The sequence below is a fragment of the Bacteroidota bacterium genome, from assembly GCA_035506275.1.
Lineage (GTDB): Bacteria > Bacteroidota > Ignavibacteria > UBA10030 > UBA8401 > JAGVPT01.
This window is the reverse complement of sequence record DATJPT010000017.1, coordinates 1-19,709: the sequence shown is the minus strand read 5'-3', so window position 1 is coordinate 19,709 and position 19,709 is coordinate 1. Positions and strand designations below refer to the sequence as shown.

Here is a 19,709-nt window from a genome sequence, read left to right as displayed (position 1 = left end):
AATTTACAAACCGAAAGGGGAATTGTCAATGGAGTGAATGAAAAGCGATGGAATTATGGCAACAGAGTTTAAGAAAAGGAAACAGCGTTCTGCTCCAATAACTGCAAAATCAAGAATGAAGTTCCTTTGACGCATTGACGCGCGGGGCCAAAAAATGCAGATTGAACGATTGAAGATAAGAGGAGCATAAAAAAGCCCAGACATTGCTGGCTGGGCTTGAGAAAAAACTAGAATGTCGTCTACTTCAGGAGGATGAGTTTTTTTGTCTGTACGAAGGTTCCGGCTTCAAGGCGATAAAAATAGATTCCGCTTGAACAGTTCGATCCGTTCCATGTCCTCTCGTACGTTCCGGCATTCATTTCCTCATTTACCAATCCGGCAACCTGTTGTCCAAGAGCGTTGAAGACTGACAGCCGAACGCGGCTCCGCTCAGGAAGAACAAAACGAATGGTCGTGCTTGGGTTGAATGGGTTCGGAAAGTTGTTTTCCAATACAAAGTCTCTGATCAGGACAGGAGGTTCTTCCACCGCGGTGACCCTGCTCCCCACGACAAACCAGACGGGAAATGTGGCGTCCACCACATACGATTCAGGGTTGTGTGTCCCGTTGAGGTAGTCGCCCTGCATCGGCATTAGCTGGATTGCATCATGCTCGGCGGATTCGAAATTCGTGAGAGTGTGGTAGGCCACCGTCTTATCGTCCCCCGAATATGTGGGGTACCCTATGGCGCCGTTCGAATCGGCGACGATCCCCACATCGCCGGTGTTGAAATCCGCCGCCATGACCGCATACCGGTTCGCTTTGGAATCGACATAGTCGAAGAGGAACCTGTTCGGCGAAGCCTTTGAATACGATGGATTGCCGACGCTCACCCCCTCCGGCAGCGGCGGGAAGATGCTCTGGATCGTTCCCGATTCAACATCCAGCACATTGATGGTCCAGTATCCAATTTGTGCGCCGGTTTGATTCGTCACCTGGTTGAACACGTCGTACAACAGATACCTCCCCGACGGATCAAACGACATCGCGTCGGCGTAGAGGGCAGTGTTCGTATTTGTGCCGTCGTACGACGGCGTAGTGATCGTGAACTTTTTGTCGTTGGCGGAATTGGTAAGGTCAAAATAATAGATCGAGGTATCGACGAACTTGGTGGTCAGCGCGAGGCTGCTCGACCCGGGGCCGATCGCTACGCTCCACCAGACATGCTGGGTGTCGACCAGCGTTTCCTGCGGCGAACTCGGGTTGGAGGTGATGGCGCGGAGGTCGTTATCGGAGTCGACGAAGACGATGAGCCCCGATGTATCGGTCACCGCCGGCCGGTTGAGCACCAACGTGGTCGTGAGCGGCGATAAACCTCCCGATGCGCCGGGGAGGGGCTTGGCGACATAGATCGAGTTCGGATCCCCCGGGTCGGTGTTCACGGCGATGATCCAATCCTGCCCCTGAAGGTGCGTTGCCGGCGGTCCGGACGGGGGGGTTCCTTCAAGGACCCCGACGGCATCCCATGAATTTTTCACGACGGTCACTTCGTTGCTCCCGGTTCCAAAAAGATCGGAGGCCGCTTCTGCCGTGGCGATGCGCGCATCGAGAAATTGCGCGCTGCGGGTCAGATAGACCGTCAACGCCCTGTACCATATTTGTCCGGCCTCGTGCCTCCCGATCGACGAGGCGACCAGGTAAAAGGCGTGATTCGGGATCCCGCTGTTCAGGTGAACGCCTCCATTGTCCTCGTCGGTGTTCCCGAATTCGCTCATGATCGCAGGCTGCCAGGCGGCCGATCCCTCCGAACCTCCGTTGTGCGGATTGGAGAGATCCCTCAGTGCGCCGGAAGGGAATGTGCTCAGATCCTTGATGATCTGTTCTCCGATGGTCCAATTCAACGTGTCCACCAGTGTAGCAAACACGTCCGACATCGATTCGTTCAGCGCCCCCGATTGTCCTTGATACAAAAGGTTCGCGGTATGCTGCGTGACCCCGTGCGTCATCTCATGTGCCGCAACGTCAAGTCCGCCGGCGAGTGGCTTGAAGTAAGTCGCCCCGTCGCCGTAGCACATGAAAAGCCCGTTCCAGAAGGCATTGTCGAGCGCCGTGCTGTCCTCGGTAACGTGGACGATCGAATAGATCGACATTCCCGCGTCGTCGATCGAGTTCCGGCCGAACGTTGTCCTGTAGAAATTGTATGTCGTGATCCCATTGAAGTGCGCCGACACGGTCGCAGGATCGTTCCATGCATTATTGAGAGAGGCCACATAATAGAGCGGCATGCCGACATCATGATTCTGCAGGTCGAAGCACTGCAGGGCCCCTGCAACTGAGTCGGGAAAATGGGTCTGTGCACTGACGAACATCGGCTCCGATGCATCGATCATGTAATAAACGCTGTTTGTAAGAACAGTTCCAAACGACCGTGTGACGCCGTTCAGGTCTGTCCCGTTGGCAGTCGTCGGGCCGTCAGAGCAAACGTTATTGTACCGGTCGAGGATTTTCCCATTGGTTGCATCCACAAAGTAATACCAGTCTTCGGTCATACCGTTGCGCGCCTCCACGTGCCAGGTCAGGTGAGCGGTCTGGTCCTTGTCAAACCAGATCACCTCCTTCGCTGCAGGTCCCGCATAGCCGAGCAATGATTGCATTCGATTCGGCAACGTTCTTATGGGACGGTTCCGCCGCATGTCCGCGAGCACCGTATTCACGGCCGCTTCTTTCGTTATGCTCGGATTCACCTGCACAGCCGCGCTTCTGGTTGGCGCGATGCGTCCGGTGAGCGAAGCGGCGGTTCCCTCCCTGCCGATGTGGACGATCATTTCTTTTCCCCAGACATCTATCCCATGGCTTGTCTGTTTCATTTTTACGTGTGTCATGCCCAGCTCATCCTGCATGACGTTTGAGACTTCGAATTCCGCGCTCGGAGAATCGATCTGAAGCAAGGCTTTCTTGTCGTTGATGAACCGGTACGCCTCTCCGGTTGCGCTTCCTGCCGATGAGACTGAAGTTGTCGCCGAACGGGGAAGGGTTGTTTCCTTTAGATAGAGAGGAGTCCCCGATTCCTTATCGACGATCATCCTTATTCCCTCATCCTTTGCGGCAACGACGGCGCTCGGCGCCGTCAGGCCGATTCGATTCGCGGCCGGGGCCGAGTTCTTCGCAGTGTTTTGGACGCGGGGTGAAATTGCCGGCAGAGCTTTCTTGCCCAGGAGTGCTTTAAGTTTGGCAGCCGGTGTTTGTGCATCAACGGATGCCCTTTGCGCACTCCCTATTGACTCGCGTGCCGGGACGGCGGTCTTTAACTGTTTTACGAGTTGCTGCCCGTCCGCGCTGTGTACCCCTATCAGGAATACCAAACCTCCGATAACACCGGTAATGGGGGTTTTCATCGTCAAACCCTTTCCTATTATTTGATGGAAGTCTTGACAGTTTGTATGAGTGTTTTCAGGCTTGAAGGTAATTCTGCGGGAACTTCTTTTCCCGCAAACGAAACGTGCAACGACTTCGGTCCCTTCTCAACATCCAGAATCGTGGAAATATTTCCCGTCCGTTCGTACTTGGTCTCGAACAATTCCCGGCTCGTGAGAAGCGAGTCAAGGGAGCGGAGCGTCTCGATCGAAAGGGTCGTGCTGTCCGAATACTCCCGTTCACCCATTCCGATACGCTTCCACCGGCGGGCCCAGCCATCGTCAGTGATCTCAATGCCCGAGTAGAGTCCTACGAAACCGCCGCCCGAGTAGAGCTCGATTCTCAGCGGTTCGCTCGATCTCTGGGGAGAAGCAGAGCAGGAGATAACAAGAAGTGCCGGTAAAGCGAGGCTGAAGGCTATGACTGCGTAACGCGCTTCGAAATGCCGGTCGAATTTGCTGCGGTTGATCATCATGGTCTTCCGGTTGCTTGTTGCAGCGGCAGAACAATGACGTTCCTTCGGAAAGCCGGAGACTGCGCCTGCTGCCCGCTCTCGCGAACGAATAGGCCAGCACCGGCCGGGGTCCGTAAACGCAATCGCCCGTCGCCTCTGCCAGGGTGTTTCGGTTAATTTTGAGACACAGAAGTTGTGTCCGTCGGGGAAAAATCAGAATGGAACGCTTCCTACAGCAAAAGAAAGCTACGTTTTCTATGGCTCAAACGCAAACAAAAAACTCGCCATTTACGGTGCACCGACCCTTGCGCAGCCTTAATCGGTTCTAATTTTGTTCTCGCGTTTGACAAAACCACACTTTTGTTATACCATAAATATAAATGCGTACAATACCCTCCGATATTTCCCTCCGGTTTTCCGGAACCACGGCCTGATGTCCATGCCGATGTGGAGAAGAAATCTGATCGTCTGCTGGTTTGGGATGTTCGTCACCAGCGTCGGCATGAGCCAGCTCGCTCCCGTTCTGCCTCTCTACATCAGACAACTTGGCGTCGGGAGAACCGACCTGATCGAACAATATTCCGGGATCGCGTTCGGAATCACGTTCATTGTCTCGGCGGTTTTTTCCCCGGTTTGGGGATACGCCGCCGACAGGGTAGGACGCAAGCCGATGCTCCTCCGCGCGAGTCTCGGCATGGCGATCGTCCTCTTCTGCATGGGCTTCGTGAGGGACGTCTACCAGCTCATTGAGCTCCGGTTCCTGCAAGGAGCGATCACCGGCTACACCACCGCCTGCATTACGCTCATCGCAACGCAGACGGACAAAGAGCACGCTGGCTGGGCGCTGGGGACGCTCTCCACTTCCAGCATCGTCGGTTCGCTCCTCGGTCCGATGATCGGCGGATACATCGCCGAGAGCCTCGGTCTGCCGTATATCTTCTTCATCACGGGGGGACTGCTGATGGTCGCATTTCTTACCACCCTCTTTTTTGTGAAGGAAACCTTCGTCCGCCCGAGCGAAAAGACCCCGGGGGCAACGCAGGTGTGGCAGAGCATTCCGCACAAGAGGCTGACGGTCACGGTCTTTGCCACCTATTTCATGCTGATGCTCGGACTCTATTCCATCGAACCGATCGTGACGATCTACGTCAGCCAGCTCTCCGCCGATGCCCAGCATGTTGCCCTGGTATCGGGGCTCGTCTTCTCCGCGTCGGGGCTGGCGAATATCCTGGCGGCGCCGCGTCTCGGAAAAATCTCCGACAAAATCGGTCCTCAGAAGGTGATGCTCGTCGCCCTCGTTGCGGCGGGAATCATTTTTATTCCGCAGGCGTTCGTCAGCGACCCGTGGCAGCTCCTCGCTCTCCGGTTCCTGCTCGGACTTGCCACGGCCGGTTTGAACCCGTCGGTCAATACGCTCATTAAGCGCCTCACTCCCGACGAACTTGCGGGAAGAGTCTTCGGGTTCAGCATGTCGGCTGCGTACTTAGGTGCGTTCGCGGGGGCGTCAATGGGAGGGGAGATCGCATCGATCTTCGGGATGCGGTACGTCTTTTTCACGACGAGCGCTCTGATGCTGGCAAACGCAGCGCTCGTCTATTTCAGCATTTACCGGAAACTGAACAGGACGGCGTGAGCGGATGCGGCAGCGTTCCCGCTGTCGAAAATGTTCCGTTCATCGGGTCATTTGAGGAGCATCAGCTTCTTTGTCTCGGTGAAGCCCGAAGCTGTCAGGCGATAAAAATAAACGCCGCTTGCCAACCTCGAGCCGTCAAAGACCACCCGATACGAGCCGGGGCGCTTCTCTTCGTCGACCAGTTTCGCTACCTCCCTGCCGAGAAGATCATACACCATCAGCGTTACGCGTCCGTTCACAGACAGCTGGTAACTGATCACTGTTGAAGGATTGAACGGGTTGGGGTAGTTCTGCGCCAAGACGAAACTCGAGGGCTGCGCATGCCGTACTGGGACAGCCGTCGCTGCCGAGGGATGCTTGATGACCAATGCGGGGTCGCCAAGGAGCGTAAATCTTTTTGTCATCTCATACCAGTATGCATCTGGCTTTGCCTCCTCGAAAACCGGGCCGATCGGCTGCTCCCTCTTTGCAATCAATGAATCGACCATCGCGGCATAAAACATATAGGTTTGCCACTCATAATTCAATCCCTCCGAGGAGATGACTGCCACGGCCCCGCCATTGCTTTTTTGAAGAAGGTGTGTCGGAATCGAGATCGGCGGGCGCGTGTCGTATGTCAGGTCGCATCCTCCAAACAGACAGACGGGGAGCCGGTTGCCGTTGGTGAGAGAATCGACGTCCGCGGTCGTGAAATAATCTGTGGCCGAGAGGACGACCTGATTCGCATGGCCGCAATACGATACGATCGCAGCCCCCGCATCCCAGAGTTTCAGGAAACTCATTGTGTCGATGTGGTTCGGCGAGGATGCTCTGATATCGACCGGGATCGTGTCGCTCCACACCGTGCAGAAACGAGAGCGAAGCTGTGCCGCATCACTCTCAAAAATAAAACCGCCGTCGAGAGAGTCGAAATCTGCCAAAGAAATTACTCTTTTCGTCCATGCCGTCGCGGTGTCGTCCTCGTACTCGATCGTTTTTGCGATCATGGTCGAAAGCGCCGATGAATCCCACGCCGGAAAGCGGGCGATGCATCCGCGGGTGTGCGGAAGCCCTGTGCTGTCCATCTGCTCAATGAACCATTGATCGATCATCAAGGTGGAGTCGAACACTGTGGCCCCGGCATTGATAAGTGTCTCGGGCTCCGGATGGGATGGAATCGCGTCAGTGTTCCCCGCAAGAACAAAGAATTGCGGCTTGGGGTCGCTCCAGTTCGAGAGCGAATACTGCACGAAACTTTTCAGTGCGGTATCAGGAGTTGTTCCGCCGCCGAATTGCGCATAGATCGTGTCCAATTCCACGACCATCGTGGCCAGACCGTTCTTAGCGCGGCGGAAGGCAGCCAGCGTTTCTGCGGCCGCGCAGGAGGAGGCAGGAGCGATAAGAATGTAGTCGGCCCGGTTCGTCGTATCCTTGAGGTCGCCGGCGATCGTCCGCCCGGGCAGGATGGATATGAAGAGAATGAGAAGACAAATCTTTTTCATCGGTCTATTCAGTATGCTGTGCCGGCGTTGGAGCCCCCCGGTTCAAGTCCAAGTGCTGGCATTGAATCGATTTCCAACGACGGCCAAAGTGAAAAAATGCCCGTGTGATGAGCTTCGTACCTCACATAATATTTCCCGGTCGGGGGAGGACCATCGATGATATTATTCGCCCCCCTTTTTCAATGAAGAGACGAACGCGCGTATTCCTCCAAAAAAAACTTCCGGCTGTTCAAGCCATGGAAAGTGTCCGGCCTTGTTGATGATCAGGAGCGCTGAGCCGGGGATCTCGTCGTGCAGGCGCTGCGCGGCGGCGGGAGAGCAGATGAAGTCATCACTCCCTGCGACAATGAAGGCCGGTATTTTTGTTGCCGGCAGAAATGTGTCCAAATCCGCTGATGTCTGGTCGGATATTCCCCGTCCCCGCTGCGCGGCGAACGAGACAGTTGTTTTCTCGAACACCCACCGGTTCTTTTCCAGGTTTTCGATCGACGAGAAAAAGAAAGGGAGGATGGTTTGAATCATCGTCTCAAATTCTTTTTGAGTCGTCGGCATCGTCCGGAAGGCCTTGAAGGCGCTGTCGAACCAGGGCTCGTTCTTTCTCAGCTGCATCCGCTCGATCCGTTCATTGCTCTGAGACGTGTTCCCCACCGGGGCGTCTGCGAGGATCAATCCGTCCACGCGATGAGGGTATTCGAACGTATAATTCAGTATCATCGGACCTCCGTCGGAGTGTCCCATGAGCCATACCGTTTCAACCCCGAGGTGTTTTCTCAGCCCTTCGAGGTCGTCGACAAAATTTTTCATCGCATAGGCGTTTGAATCGGGGCGCTCCGAGCGGCCGCAGCCGCGGGTATCCAGGTAGACCATGGTGAAGATTTTTTCAAGCGGTTTCAGCGTCAGAAAATACATGTCGCTGCTCGGTCCCCAGCCGGGGGTTGGGTGGATGCAAACAGGACCGGAGCCGGAGACTCTGTACCAGAGCTTCAGCCCGTTGATCTGTGCCGTAAACTCTCCGCTTGCAAGCTGAACATCTTTACCCTGGCTGATCTGCGAAAGAAGACTACCGTTGAGAGAAAGGTAGAGGAGTATGAGAGCTGATAACGTGAAAAGTCTGAATGCGTGGTCAATTTTCATGTGTGCTTTGAATTGATCGTGAATGAAATGTGTCGTCTATCGTTCTGTGGAGAATGTGAGAATTTTGCGATGATAGGTCCTATGACAGTCTGCAATGCATTGTCCATAGCGCATAGACTAAGCCTGCGGATGATCGGAGCGATATGTCGGCGTTATCGATCGCTATCGAAGGGCCGGCGGCTGGTTCTGAAGTTGAGCGGCCGATAAGGGGAGCAACAAGAGCCGCAGTTACTTCGTCCACGAGGTGTAATCGCCGTTGATGTTTATCAATTGCTGCAAGCTGTCCAAATCCGTGCTGTAAATCATAATTCTGTTACTGGAACCATAACCATAGTTTGGTTCCAAATCTGTCGAGGAGCAGACGACATGTTTATCATCCGGCGACCACATCGCATAATCGAAGGAGGTCTCATATCCGCTGATGATCTTATGATCGTTGGACCCGTCCATATTAATGATCCAGATTTCGCTCCCGCGGTTCACGTTCACGAAGCTCTTTGTGTACACGATCTGTTTTCCGTCTTCCGAGATGTCAGGATTGCCGGCCGCTGTCACCGTATCACCCAGCATCGAAGCTCCGATGAAGTGGTATGAAGAATCTTGTGGATCCAGCCTGACAAGCTGAATGTAACCGCTGGGATTCGGCGTGCAATAAACCGCATAGGCGTCACCAGGGCCAAAGGCGATGTTCGAGCGTGCATCAACGGCGAACTTGACCTTGTTCCCGTTTATTATCATCTCGTGGGTTCCGTATATGGAGGAGTAAACAGGAAAATTGTGACGTGTGTATCCGATGACATATGTTGTATCGGACCTCGTCAGCGTACCGCTGCCTAGATCCAAGACCGAAGATCTGCTCAGCTCATTATAGGCTATCTGATCGCCTCGCGGGGAAATAAATGCCCCGACAAAGTCGTCAGTCTGGTCGGAGGAGACAACCGACTTGACCGATCTGTCACCGGGGTCAATGATGTAGATGCGCTCGCCCGAGGCATACTCCCCTTCGTCCTGATTCACAAACGCGATTTTGCCGGTGAGCCAGCCCCACGGGATTGTAGAGAGGTCCGGCTGCGTCTGGGGACTCAGGATATCACAGCCCATGACGAGGGATTGGGACAGGGAAAGCACAACGACCGCAGCCTCAAGAGTTGTGACCGCTGAAAATGAAAGTTTCGGAAATTTGAAGTTCATATGTTTCTGCTGCAACCGAGCGAGTAGCGGCATACTCCAGCCCCAGGAATCATCTTACGGGAGCGACGCCGAGTAGCGGTCAGGGAGCCCGTATTTTTTTTGCGGCGTAAATACCGGGTCAGGATATACGGCATTCGTATCAACGACAATTTTGCGCACAGTTTGGATGGAGGCTAGGCCTCTATTCCTTGTTTGTATCTAAGACACTTACATACCAATAGGTCATTCCGCCGTCGTATTGCATCGTCTTCAGATGAGTGGAATCCAGGTAATATTCAGTGAGGAGCTTGAACATGCTCTCTGGAGGCGTGCTGCGCGCAGTGGAATAATATTCGAAATAGTGGATGGACCGGATTCCTTCCCTTCTGATGATCTCATCCGGGGGAGTGTGCGCTGGACGGGAGTCACGTGTTGCTCCGCCGCTTGAACGGGTGTAGATTCCAGAACAGGTGCGGTCGCATTGTTCTTGCAGGATCGGATTGATTGGAGCTGCGCGAGCATCACGATCGCGGGGATTGCCGCTCTAAAGTGTTTCATGATTCACCCCCTTGCACTCTGACGATTGCCGACGAAGTGCCAGCGAGGTGCTTCATCGCCATCTAAACATGGGAATAATGGAGTTAGGAGAGAATTCTGCCTGCGTGCGCCCCAAGATCCCCCTTGTGTGGCAGACACTTTAAAAAGAAATTGCGAGAATTGCAAACGGTAGGTTGTGTTACAGTTTGAAAATTTCCCATCTCGCTCCCAAACTCAGTTTGGCAGTCGCTTCGGCAGCTAGTCTTCCGGTTGAACACATCGAGAACTAGATTCACTCCCTCCCCGATCTAAGATCGGGAACGTGAGAACTATCGTCCCAAAAGCTCCGAATGCGGGACTGTAACACTGCCAGACGGTGAGACAAAGCGGCCGAATCTGCCCCCTCAAGTATTTTCGCCTAAAACTAAGCCAAAAATCACATTTCAAAGATCTCAATCTCTCCAGTCCAAATTTTTCTTCCTCATTCGTTGTTATTATAGAGTTCAAAAAGGGTCTGATAATGCCACATGGACAAAAGGGAAGAAACTGAAAAAATATTTGCTGATATTCAGGAGTAGGTTCAATTTTGCCGATGCATCCCCTGAACAACTTCAACGCTCATTGTTAAAATGGCGGAAGTGGCTAGGTGAACTCGAAGACAGGAAGAAACTGGGAAGCGGCGAGCGTTTGCTGGCCGGCGGTACCGTTCTCTCCGGAGCAAAAAAGGAATTAATTCACGGTCCTTTCTTGGAGAGGATGGAGACCATCGGGGGATATCAGGTCATCAAAGCCGGCAGTCTTGACGAGGCGATTGAAACGGCGAGAGGCTGCCCGATCTTTGAAAGCGGCGGAAGTGTTGAAGTGCGCGAACCGGCCCATAACCGATGAAAAAAATTCATGAACAAACTACAAATGCATCCCATGGCAAAGGGCAATAACATGAACGGCAAGAATTCTCCGGCACGGATGAACCCTAAGGTTGATTTCTTCTTTCATAAGACCAAAAAGTGGGGAGGAGAATACGAAAAAATGAGGACGATCGCACTTGACTGCGGCCTGACCGAAGAATTGAAGTGGGGGTGTCCGTGCTATTCATTCCAGAATAAGAACGTAGTGTTGATCCATGGGTTCAAGGAATACTGCGCCTTCCTCTTTTTCAAAGGCGCCCTGCTGAAGGATACTCACCATATTCTGATCCAGCAAACGGAGAACGTGCAGTCGGCGCGCCAGATCCGGTTCACCAACGTCCGGGAAATCGTCGGGATGAAAACCATCCTGAAGGCTTATATTTATCAAGCGATCGAGGTGGAAAAGGCCGGCGTTAAAGTTGTTCTGAAGAAGACTTCAGACTACAAAGTTCCTGAAGAATTTCAAATTAAGCTGGATACGATGCCGGCCTTAAAAAAAGCTTTTGAATCGTTGACGCCCGGACGGCAAAGAGGATATCTCTATTATTTTTCTCAACCCAAGCAATCCAAAACCCGGGAGTCGAGGATCGAAAAATATACGGGGCACATCCTCGATGGAAAGGGGATGGACGATTAATGGTGCAAAAAGAAAAGATCAAAACGGAAAGAGGAGCATTTTATGACAAAGAAAAATAAGATCATTTATTGGATCGGCACACTTTGGCTTGCGTTGGGAATGGTGTCGACCGGGGGAGGGCAGTTGTTCAAAATGAGTGCGGGACAAGGGGGATCGGACATGATTTCTCACCTCGGCTATCCTCTTTATCTTCTTCCCCTCCTCGGTGCATGGAAAATTCTCGGCGTTATCGCGGTACTTATTCCTAAGTTTCCCCTGTTGAAGGAATGGGCCTATGCCGGCTTTTTCTTTGCCATGACCGGAGCGATGTATTCACATCTCGCCGCAGGGGATCCCGCGAGCACAATTCTTCCCTCGCTCCTCCTCCTCGTCCTGACGCTGTTATCGTGGTATTTCAGGCCTGCAGAGAGAAAGATCATCTTAATTAATAGCTGAATTTCATTCCCTCCATTACGAGACATCCGGAGCGGGAAATAAGAACACTCGATCAAATGATCTAAAAGTTGACATTTCAGGAAAGGAGAAGAGAGGAATGAAAGAGTTTATGTTTCTTTTCAGGTTTGGGACAAACCAAAAGAAGGCGTCTTCCGAAGAATTTCAGAAGGAGGCGATGAAATGGCAGGAGTGGACGTCGGCCTTAATGAAGGAAGGGAGGCTTACCCCCGGTTTGCGCTTATCGTCGAATGCTAAGGTGATAAAAACAAAAGATAAGCGGGTGCAGGACGGACCCTTTGCGGAAGGGAAGGAGGTTGTCGGCAGTTACTGCACCGTCAAAGCGCGCGACCTCGACGAGGCTGTCGAAATGGCAAAACAATGCCCGATCATGGACCATGAGGATGCCAGCGTGGAGGTGAGGGAGATCGTTGTCTACAAGTAGAGGGGAGTGAGAATAGAATACAGGAGACAGAAGTCAGAATACAGAAGGAAGAAGATAGAAGTCAAAGTGCAGAATGTAAAATCGAGCCATGACTAAGGATAACCGTCCAAGATGTGGGTGCGGATGGCAAACCGCACAACAATTTTGTACCGATGAAACCCGATAACGTCGATAAGCTTGTCGATCACCTTTTTCGCCACGAGTCCGGCAAGATCGTTTCAGTATTGACGAGAACGTTCGGAACGGAGAACCTCGAGATCGCCGAGGACGTGGTGCAGGATGCCCTCCTTCTTGCGGTGCAGCTCTGGCCGGTGAACGGAATTCCCGACAACCCGTCCGCCTGGCTTTACCGCGCCGCGAGGAACAAAGCCGTCGACATCCTAAGACGGAATAAGCATGCCATCAGACTTGCCGCCGGCGAGGGATCCGATCTTCCCAGCCCGCCGTTGTCGATCCCCGAGACGATGGACGAACCGGGGCATGAAGAGATCGTCAAAGATGACATGCTCAGAATGATGTTCGTCTGTTGTCATCCCTCCATTCCCGAAGAAAACCAGGTTACGCTCATCCTGAAGGTGCTCTGCGGGTTCAGCACCGGTGAAATTGCTAGGGCATTCCTCACCTCCGAAGAGACGATTTCAAAGAGGCTCTACCGAACAAAGGAATTCTTCAGAAACAACAAGGTTGAGTTTGCGATCCCGTCGCAGGACGAAGTGAGGTCCCGGACCGAAGAGGTGCTGAACGCAGTCTACCTCCTCTTCAACGAAGGGTATAATTCGACCGAATCCGAAGAATTGATCCGGAAGGATCTGATGGAAGAAGCGATGCTCCTCTGTGCAATGCTGACGGAGAACCCGCTCACCAGTCTGCCGGAGACCTATGCGCTGATGGCGTTGATGTGCTTCCAATCATCGCGGAACGACAGCCGCCTCTCGCCGGAAGGGGAAATTATCTTGATGCAGGATCAGGACCGGAGCAAGTGGAATTTCGGCCTGATCGTCGCCGGGAACGAATACATGAACAAGTCGGCGTTCGGGGGTTCGCTCAGCAGGTACCATCTTGAAGCGGCGATCGCCTTCGAGCATTCCACCGCCGGGAGTTTTGAAGCGACGAACTGGCCGAGGATCCTTGAGCTGTACGAGGCGCTCTGCCGGATCTCTCCGTCCCCGGTTCTGGAGATGAACAAAGCGGTAGCTGCGATGAAAGTTTGGGGCGCACGCGAGGCGTTGAATATTCTGACAAACGTCGGGGACAAAAAGAAGATCGAGACGTACTACATCTATCACAGTCTGATCGGGGATATTTATGCGCAGCTTGAACGAAGGGGAGAAGCGCTGCGCGCGTTCGAGACCGCCATGAGCATGACGAGGTCCGAGGCGGAGCGAAAACTGCTGCGCGCGAAAATTGCCGCTGTCACTGCACGAAATGCCGCGGCGGTGTAAGGGGCCGGCGGTCAATGCTACGAGCTCAGCCGCCAGCGACAGCTCCCGTTCTTCTCGAAAATCGTCCCTCTGTTCCGCACAGCAAACCGCAAGAGCTTCCTTGACTTCATGGAAAAGTCCGCAACTGATCCTGAACTGCTTGTTAACGATGACCACTTTGAGATATCAGGAAGGACAAAGCGCAGCTGCGGTCATTGCGTTTGCTGATGAGGGGAGAAGCGGGGAAACAAGTAGCGCCAACGGGAATCGAACCCGTATTTGAGCCTTGAGAGGGCTCCGTCCTGAACCGTTAGACGATGGCGCCGGTTAAGTGTTGCGAACTCTGGTGAATTTCGACGGTTATCTATTACTTCAAACTCTCAATAAGTAAATTTTTCCCTATTTTTCTCTCAAATGGTAACCGCTTGGTAACCACCTCAAAAGAACAAGATTAGGTTGATCAATTTACGAAATGATGGTATGGAGTGCAACATTCTATATGTAATATTCTTTTTCGTAACATCGTTCATTTTACTCGAAGAAAAAGAAACCGATTAGTGCCGAATACCAGTACTATCCTTTTTTGCTAAATGTCTGAGGAGTTCTCTTTTTCCGCATAGCGATTGCCAGAGAAGCCGGGGGTTTTGTCATCTTCCACAATCCTAAGAGATTCATCGTATCATTTCTTCAAAAGTTGTGTCATTGACGAAGTGACAAAATACTATTTTGTCATCATGTCATACACCATAGGTAACCTGCGAAATGACAAAATGCGACCTTCCGTCCGCAAAAAGGAGATAGCCAAAAAAAATCAAAATGGCGATATTCAAGAACGGCAGATAACTACTCAATGTTTATGCGGTCGGACGCAGCAATCATTTAAAGCATATAAAACGGTGCTATATCAAACCGTGAGAAGAGGGACCGAATGAAGAATGGACAAGTGCAGATGGCGTAACAACCACTGGTTGTTGTCAATTCACGTAGATCCACAACCGAGAATCTTTTTGCTCATCCCGAATATAGAGCACACCGCCTTGTTCAAGCGCCGATTCGATCCTGTCGATGTCACGGTCAAGATCTTTTGACCCGATCATCGCCAGAACAATGCCGACGGCTCCAACTGATTTCACAGGCACTTTGGATATTGTGGGCTGCGACCCGCTGTCGGAGCTTTCAACTATGAGCTGGTCCTGCATTTCGGAGCTTTCTTTCATTTCCTGATCGAACTTTCCACCGTAGATTTTTGTCTCGCCTTTTCCGGTACTGTCTTCTATTCGTTTAGTAGAGCCATCCCGATATACATGCAGGAGTGATTCATAGGACATTTTTACGCCGTTGACGTCGAAATCTCCACCAGTGCTACTCAGGAGCTTGACGAGAGAGAGCGAAAGTCCGATCTTTTGAACTTGCGTTCCATCTTGTGAGTTGACAATCCAGATACATTTTGTTTGGGCGTTAATCTGGCTAAATACCACGGCAGTGAGCAGCACAACTGAGAACATAGAAATGTTATGCTTCATGAGAGACCTCCTTTTATTCTATGCATAAGCATTACGAGGCACGGGGTCTGGAAGTTTCAGTGAGACTTGACCTCCAAACCCCACCCATCCCACACCCGCTTAAGCTTCTTCTTTCTGACTGCACGCGACAAGCTGCCCATATCTCCCAGCGATGGTTTCATAACAAAATAATGCGAGTCCGATTGTCCATAACAGACTGGATAATGCCAGTGTTCATACAGAGAAAGAAGCGCAGGATGTCCGTCATCTATTGCTCTCCTCAGATCGCGGATCTTTCGATACTTGAGTCCGTGTCTCTTAAGCACTCTTTTGATGTCGCTGATAGAGGTTCCTTCATAGGCGGTGCGGAGTTCGAGCTCGACTGATAGAGGAGTGCAGCGTTTACCGAAGTATTTCGGGATGGTGTAGGCCGATTTCGCACCGCAAGAGTAATAGTCAAGCTGAATCGAACAGGGAAAGTTTGGAAGGATGATTGCGTTTGGGTAGGCGGATTCTTCAAGGCGAGCTGCAGCTGTTGCCACAAAATCAACCGCCGTTTGTAATTGCATGATAGTTCCTTTCGGGTTGTTTCTATCTTATACCCGGTATTGAAACTTATCAGCATTATCGCGACCTTCTAACGGGGCGGATGGGGCACTTCGGAACATGACCTTCGTATGAAGATATCTACTTTAATCATATTTATTACTCTGTTTCTCCTCTCGGTTAGTTGCAGAAAAGAGCCACCGACCAATTCCCCTTCGCCAACCAGTTGCGACTCTCCTCCTGGTAACCGAAATTTTACTTGGCGAACCGATACGATTGCCTGGTGGCCGTCAGAAGTAGGTGGGGTGTGGGCGTTTTCTGATAACGATGCATGGGTCGTCGGAAATCTTCATGGTCCCACCGTTCCTGGTCAGACAAGTTACATAGCATTGCATTGGAATGGTACCGAATGGAAAGATACAATCCAATTCACGGATGTTTTCGCAATACCAAATGACGTGACAGGCGATAACCGTTATATGGTTGCCGCTGGATATTTGCTGTACGTTGGTGAGAAACCGGCAATAGCTGAGTTTGACAATTCGACAAAAAAATGGAGCGGGTATCAATTTCAAACTCCAGGAGTGCTGTACTCGGTTTGGACAGATAAAAATGGCTTCTTTATTGCCGTTGGAGACAGTGGGATGGTATATACGAAGGATGGATACAGCTCACAGTGGGTTTATTCCAAGGCGCCGACAAATTTCACTTTCAATCATGTTAACGGCGTTTCAAAAACTGAAATCTACGCTTCAGGATATTCATCTCTTGCTTCAGGATCGGATTATGAACAATACTGGAAATATGACGGAATAAAATGGTCTAAACTATTTGATAATCAGGATACCGTTGAAAACGTGATTTCGCTGCCAGGAGACTATAGTGTTTTGACTGATATCAATGCTTACAGGTGCTCAGCCACGGATTCTCTCCAGTTGTATCTTGGCGGATTCGATTCCTTTCTCCTTCAATCAAAAGGTCAATCTCTCAACTTTGCAGCCACAAATTTATCGTCGTTGGGGCTTCCATTCCACAGTTTTGGGAGCGTTGCTTTGGTTATAAATATTTTTTCACCAAACGATGTCTGGTTCTGCAGCGCTCGATATGAATCTTATCAGTGGAACGGTAGCACCTTCCAGCAGATAATTATTCCAGGTATCCCTCCTCCAGAATCGGGCTTTGGTGCGATTAGCAGGATAGTGAAAACAAGTAATGGAAAAGCGTTTTTTTCTAACGAGGTCAGCCCACAAGTGTACGTAGTGGCTCAGGGAACGCCGTGAGACGGCAATTTGCGTCAGCTTGAGCCGCTGGTTAGCCCGCACGCTAGAGTCCGACTAAGATGCCGCACGAGCCTTGTGTGCTTCTAATGTATGTATTTCCTGATCCCTCTTTGCTTAGGCTAACAAGGTCATACGAATATTTAACATCGGCAAAGATCGACACAGCGTCATCGAGACGGTAGGATAGTCCGAGACCCAGGTTAAGGTCGAAGTCAGTTCTCCTAGCATCGTTTGACCAGCCGATGGTAGATGCTGGCCCGCCGAATCGATCGTCAACATACGAAGCGGAATTTAGAAATCCGCATGTTCCGCCGACCATGATGTAGGGTCCCAAACCGTAGATTGGAAATTCCTTTTTGAGAGAGACCGAGAGCTGAGTAAACTCGTAGTGGAATTCGATGTCCGGACTGCTTGATTCAAGATACAGATGAACCAACCACGGGATAGTCTTTTCGACATAGGACAGGCCTCCAATGACATAAAGCTCATTGGGCAATTTGGATTGGACGAGGAGGCCGAAATTGGGGCCTAATCCAGTTCCGTAGACGTTCCCGGGGGTAGGCTTGATATCGTAGTTTGACCAATTAATGCCTCCTTGCAGGCCAACCATCGTTTGAGCGACGCAAGAAGCAGTGAGGAGAAGTAGGCCCAATGCTAGTTTGAGCAGAGTCATAATATACGATTCCTTGTGCGGGCTAACGGACCGGGGCTAAGCTGCGGCGACGTACAGCTAGTTCCATGTGGTTCGTTGCGCGGACGTGGCGGTTGTTCATTTCAGTTCCTTTGATTTTTCGCGCGGTGCATTCGCCGACAGCTGGATCCGTCAGTGAGTGCCAAAGGCAGCATGGCGTAAAGCGCCACTTGAGCCGCTGGTTAGGCGGCCTTGAGGCGAAAATAAGTTGCTTAGAGATTCTGGTAGTAAATATTGCCTTCTACGGAGTATGCAATTTTTTTGCCATCCGGAGAAAATGAGAACGAGTTAAGTCCAGCCAGATTTGAATTATGTATACGTACATTGACACCAACGATGAACTTGACGGTTTGAGTGGTCATATCGTAAACATATAAGTTCATGACTGCAGGGACAGTGTTCAGCAGAGTTGCCATCCGAATTATCGCAATTTTCTTGTTGTCGGATGACCATGCACACATTTGGCTATACCCAGTGTTCTGCGGAGCATGCAAAATTGCAGTAGATTCATTGTTAAGAAGATTCGTGAGATAATAAGTCGGCAACGTATCTTGCGTGCAACTGAGCTCCCAAAGGCCGGTCTCATTCCAACGAATTAACATAGGGTACTGCGGTAACGGCGAAGGAAGGTTTGTCGATGATCCGTCTGTGATATCCAATATTCTGCCTGATGAAAGTAGTAATTTTTTCGAGTCGGGCGAGAATAACATAGGATATTCATATAAGTGCAACGCGAAACTCCTTTGCGACAACGTTTTGGTGGAAATAACAAAGACTGAATCAATTGGACCGTTGACGGCCACAAGATTTCGATCCGGTGAGATTACTGCGCTAACGGTTGCCCAGTGTGTAAGACTTTCTGTCGGCTGAACAGAAAAGCCGGACCGTAAAAACGTACTTGTTGAATTATCGAGGTTCAATGTCACATAAAAGACCGAGTCCCCTGCAGTCTGAAATTGATTGAAGTCCCGCCTTGTTGCATCCAAGACGGTTATCATTTTTGAATCACAATTGACGCTTTTTACGGTCCCAGCCATCATGGACCCATCCAGCGTAAGTGCATTATAGGCAATCACGTTGCCGGATTGCAGCCAGCCAATTTGAGATGCCTCTCCCGTCTGTGTTAATTGGATTCCAGGGGCTGTGGTAAACGGGCTTGATGCAACTGGATCAGTGGTGTGATCCATGCAGGATGATAGTGTCAAGAAAAAACAAGCGAGGAAACGAAGGGAAAAAGAAGAAAGGGTTAGACAATTACCGTGTCGCATGACCGTTTTCATGGAGCACCTCGTTATGTTTTTAAGGAAATTCCCCGTCCAGTCTTTGATATATGGACGGGAGTTATTGCTGAAAAAACATTAACAAGGTAATCTTATAAGGTTTGCCTCCGCCTGATAGAGGTAAATGTAATCGAGCGTTCGCTGAAAGTCAAGATATGTTTTGTAATAAGTATGCTCGGCATTAATCATATGATTATTTGATTTCTTCTATCCATAAACTATAGTCGCCATTATATCGATCCGTTTTAGAAAATAATAAATGCCTTAAATCATGTGAAAATAATAAATCTCGATAACGGCAACTATTTTGAGCTAATATTCTTTTCGGTGTCATATTGCTTCTATCAATCTCAATGATTTGACAGTTTCGTGCATATGGAAAAACACCATGAACTATTTTGCCATAATCCGAAAGGGATATATTGGGCAATGCATTATAAGGATAATATCTAACGGTGTTGTCATTTAGGTTAGTAGCGTAATACTTTTGGCCCTCGATATAAAATAAGACAGTATCTCCATCTGGAGTCCAGCACGGTTGATCGACATACGTCCGAAGGCTGGTTACAAATTTCGATGTTTGTGCGTCTATCGACAAAAGACAAAGATTATTTCCTGCTCCATCTGACCTGCCCCCAGTTTATGTGCCAGTGCGTAGTTTAGTTTTGTCCTTCAGGCATTGGCTAACTGAAGGGGATAAAATGTCTCCGGTGCCGGTGGTCTGTAATTCAATGAGCTGTGAGGTCTGAGCTTATTGTATGTGTT

The 19,709-nt window shown here is 50.8% G+C and carries 16 protein-coding genes and 1 tRNA gene; 7 read left to right on the top strand and 10 right to left on the bottom strand.

Features of this window, described 5'->3' with window-relative positions; translation table 11 throughout:
• Window positions 1-239 precede the first annotated feature (239 nt).
• Together VMF88_11840 and VMF88_11835 are read right to left on the bottom strand one after the other, a co-directional pair.
• On the bottom strand, window positions 240-3,374 hold the full coding sequence (locus VMF88_11840) for a M4 family metallopeptidase (protein ID HTY11749.1): 3,135 nt from the start codon (window positions 3,372-3,374) through the stop codon (window positions 240-242).
• A 17-nt stretch (window positions 3,375-3,391) separates the two neighbouring features.
• A complete protein-coding gene (locus tag VMF88_11835) occupies window positions 3,392-3,868 on the bottom strand; it encodes a hypothetical protein (protein HTY11748.1) in 477 nt (158 codons plus the stop codon).
• 418 nt (window positions 3,869-4,286) lie between these two features.
• Here VMF88_11835 and VMF88_11830 point away from each other — a divergent pair, with 418 nt between their 5' ends.
• A complete protein-coding gene (locus VMF88_11830; protein ID HTY11747.1) occupies window positions 4,287-5,480 on the top strand; it encodes a multidrug efflux MFS transporter in 1,194 nt (397 codons plus the stop codon).
• Between the two features lie 47 nt (window positions 5,481-5,527).
• On the opposite strand, the gene VMF88_11825 is transcribed toward VMF88_11830, so the two are convergent.
• The 3 genes from VMF88_11825 to VMF88_11815 form a co-directional block, all read right to left on the bottom strand.
• Entirely contained in the window at window positions 5,528-6,961 is a 1,434-nt protein-coding gene (locus VMF88_11825; GenBank protein ID HTY11746.1) for a C25 family cysteine peptidase, read from the bottom strand.
• A 162-nt stretch (window positions 6,962-7,123) separates the two neighbouring features.
• Window positions 7,124-8,095 (bottom strand): alpha/beta hydrolase, encoded by a 972-nt coding sequence (locus tag VMF88_11820; GenBank protein HTY11745.1) that lies wholly within the window; start codon window positions 8,093-8,095, stop codon window positions 7,124-7,126.
• A 228-nt stretch (window positions 8,096-8,323) separates the two neighbouring features.
• The gene (locus VMF88_11815; GenBank protein ID HTY11744.1) at window positions 8,324-9,286 is read right to left on the bottom strand and encodes a hypothetical protein; all 963 of its coding nucleotides are present in this window, start codon (window positions 9,284-9,286) and stop codon (window positions 8,324-8,326) included.
• Between the two features lie 1,137 nt (window positions 9,287-10,423).
• Between VMF88_11815 and VMF88_11810 the strand changes: the two genes are divergently transcribed.
• The 5 genes from VMF88_11810 (at window position 10,424) to VMF88_11790 (ending at window position 13,666) form a co-directional block, all read left to right on the top strand.
• Complete coding sequence (locus VMF88_11810; GenBank protein HTY11743.1) at window positions 10,424-10,690, top strand: YciI family protein; 267 nt, start codon at window positions 10,424-10,426, stop codon at window positions 10,688-10,690.
• A gap of 78 nt (window positions 10,691-10,768) precedes the next feature.
• Window positions 10,769-11,347, top strand: coding sequence for a YdeI family protein (locus tag VMF88_11805; GenBank protein ID HTY11742.1), 579 nt, complete (start codon window positions 10,769-10,771; stop codon window positions 11,345-11,347).
• A gap of 42 nt (window positions 11,348-11,389) precedes the next feature.
• Window positions 11,390-11,782, top strand: a complete 393-nt coding sequence (locus VMF88_11800; protein HTY11741.1) for a DoxX family protein — start codon at window positions 11,390-11,392, stop codon at window positions 11,780-11,782.
• Between the two features lie 97 nt (window positions 11,783-11,879).
• Complete coding sequence (locus VMF88_11795; protein HTY11740.1) at window positions 11,880-12,224, top strand: YciI family protein; 345 nt, start codon at window positions 11,880-11,882, stop codon at window positions 12,222-12,224.
• 152 nt (window positions 12,225-12,376) lie between these two features.
• Window positions 12,377-13,666 carry a sigma-70 family RNA polymerase sigma factor gene (locus VMF88_11790; protein HTY11739.1) on the top strand — a complete coding sequence of 430 codons (1,290 nt, stop codon included), beginning with the start codon at window positions 12,377-12,379 and terminating at the stop codon, window positions 13,664-13,666.
• A 231-nt stretch (window positions 13,667-13,897) separates the two neighbouring features.
• Here the strand turns inward: VMF88_11790 and VMF88_11785 are convergent.
• From VMF88_11785 to VMF88_11775, 3 genes are all read right to left on the bottom strand, one after another.
• Window positions 13,898-13,970: transfer RNA gene (locus VMF88_11785), tRNA-Glu, on the bottom strand.
• A 649-nt stretch (window positions 13,971-14,619) separates the two neighbouring features.
• Entirely contained in the window at window positions 14,620-15,168 is a 549-nt protein-coding gene (locus VMF88_11780) for a hypothetical protein (GenBank protein HTY11738.1), read from the bottom strand.
• Window positions 15,169-15,224: 56 nt separating this feature from the next.
• Window positions 15,225-15,716 carry a cysteine peptidase family C39 domain-containing protein gene (locus tag VMF88_11775; protein ID HTY11737.1) on the bottom strand — a complete coding sequence of 164 codons (492 nt, stop codon included), beginning with the start codon at window positions 15,714-15,716 and terminating at the stop codon, window positions 15,225-15,227.
• A 108-nt stretch (window positions 15,717-15,824) separates the two neighbouring features.
• Here VMF88_11775 and VMF88_11770 point away from each other — a divergent pair, with 108 nt between their 5' ends.
• The gene (locus VMF88_11770; protein ID HTY11736.1) at window positions 15,825-16,973 is read left to right on the top strand and encodes a hypothetical protein; all 1,149 of its coding nucleotides are present in this window, start codon (window positions 15,825-15,827) and stop codon (window positions 16,971-16,973) included.
• Window positions 16,974-17,016: 43 nt separating this feature from the next.
• Here the strand turns inward: VMF88_11770 and VMF88_11765 are convergent, their stop codons facing one another.
• A complete protein-coding gene (locus VMF88_11765; protein ID HTY11735.1) occupies window positions 17,017-17,646 on the bottom strand; it encodes an outer membrane beta-barrel protein in 630 nt (209 codons plus the stop codon).
• A 230-nt stretch (window positions 17,647-17,876) separates the two neighbouring features.
• Window positions 17,877-18,944 (bottom strand): hypothetical protein, encoded by a 1,068-nt coding sequence (locus VMF88_11760; protein HTY11734.1) that lies wholly within the window; start codon window positions 18,942-18,944, stop codon window positions 17,877-17,879.
• Window positions 18,945-19,709: the final 765 nt, after the last annotated feature.

Coding starts and splice junctions, on each gene's coding strand:
- VMF88_11820 (HTY11745.1), bottom strand. CDS start 8,095: ATGAAAATTGACCACGCATTCAGACTTTTCACGTTATCAGCTCTCATA.
- VMF88_11800 (HTY11741.1), top strand. CDS start 11,390: ATGACAAAGAAAAATAAGATCATTTATTGGATCGGCACACTTTGGCTT.
- VMF88_11835 (HTY11748.1), bottom strand. CDS start 3,868: ATGATGATCAACCGCAGCAAATTCGACCGGCATTTCGAAGCGCGTTAC.
- VMF88_11815 (HTY11744.1), bottom strand. CDS start 9,286: ATGAACTTCAAATTTCCGAAACTTTCATTTTCAGCGGTCACAACTCTT.
- VMF88_11840 (HTY11749.1), bottom strand. CDS start 3,374: ATGAAAACCCCCATTACCGGTGTTATCGGAGGTTTGGTATTCCTGATA.
- VMF88_11770 (HTY11736.1), top strand. CDS start 15,825: ATGAAGATATCTACTTTAATCATATTTATTACTCTGTTTCTCCTCTCG.
- VMF88_11780 (HTY11738.1), bottom strand. CDS start 15,168: ATGAAGCATAACATTTCTATGTTCTCAGTTGTGCTGCTCACTGCCGTG.
- VMF88_11795 (HTY11740.1), top strand. CDS start 11,880: ATGAAAGAGTTTATGTTTCTTTTCAGGTTTGGGACAAACCAAAAGAAG.
- VMF88_11760 (HTY11734.1), bottom strand. CDS start 18,944: ATGAAAACGGTCATGCGACACGGTAATTGTCTAACCCTTTCTTCTTTT.
- VMF88_11765 (HTY11735.1), bottom strand. CDS start 17,646: ATGACTCTGCTCAAACTAGCATTGGGCCTACTTCTCCTCACTGCTTCT.
- VMF88_11825 (HTY11746.1), bottom strand. CDS start 6,961: ATGAAAAAGATTTGTCTTCTCATTCTCTTCATATCCATCCTGCCCGGG.
- VMF88_11805 (HTY11742.1), top strand. CDS start 10,769: ATGAACCCTAAGGTTGATTTCTTCTTTCATAAGACCAAAAAGTGGGGA.
- VMF88_11830 (HTY11747.1), top strand. CDS start 4,287: ATGCCGATGTGGAGAAGAAATCTGATCGTCTGCTGGTTTGGGATGTTC.
- VMF88_11775 (HTY11737.1), bottom strand. CDS start 15,716: ATGCAATTACAAACGGCGGTTGATTTTGTGGCAACAGCTGCAGCTCGC.
- VMF88_11790 (HTY11739.1), top strand. CDS start 12,377: ATGAAACCCGATAACGTCGATAAGCTTGTCGATCACCTTTTTCGCCAC.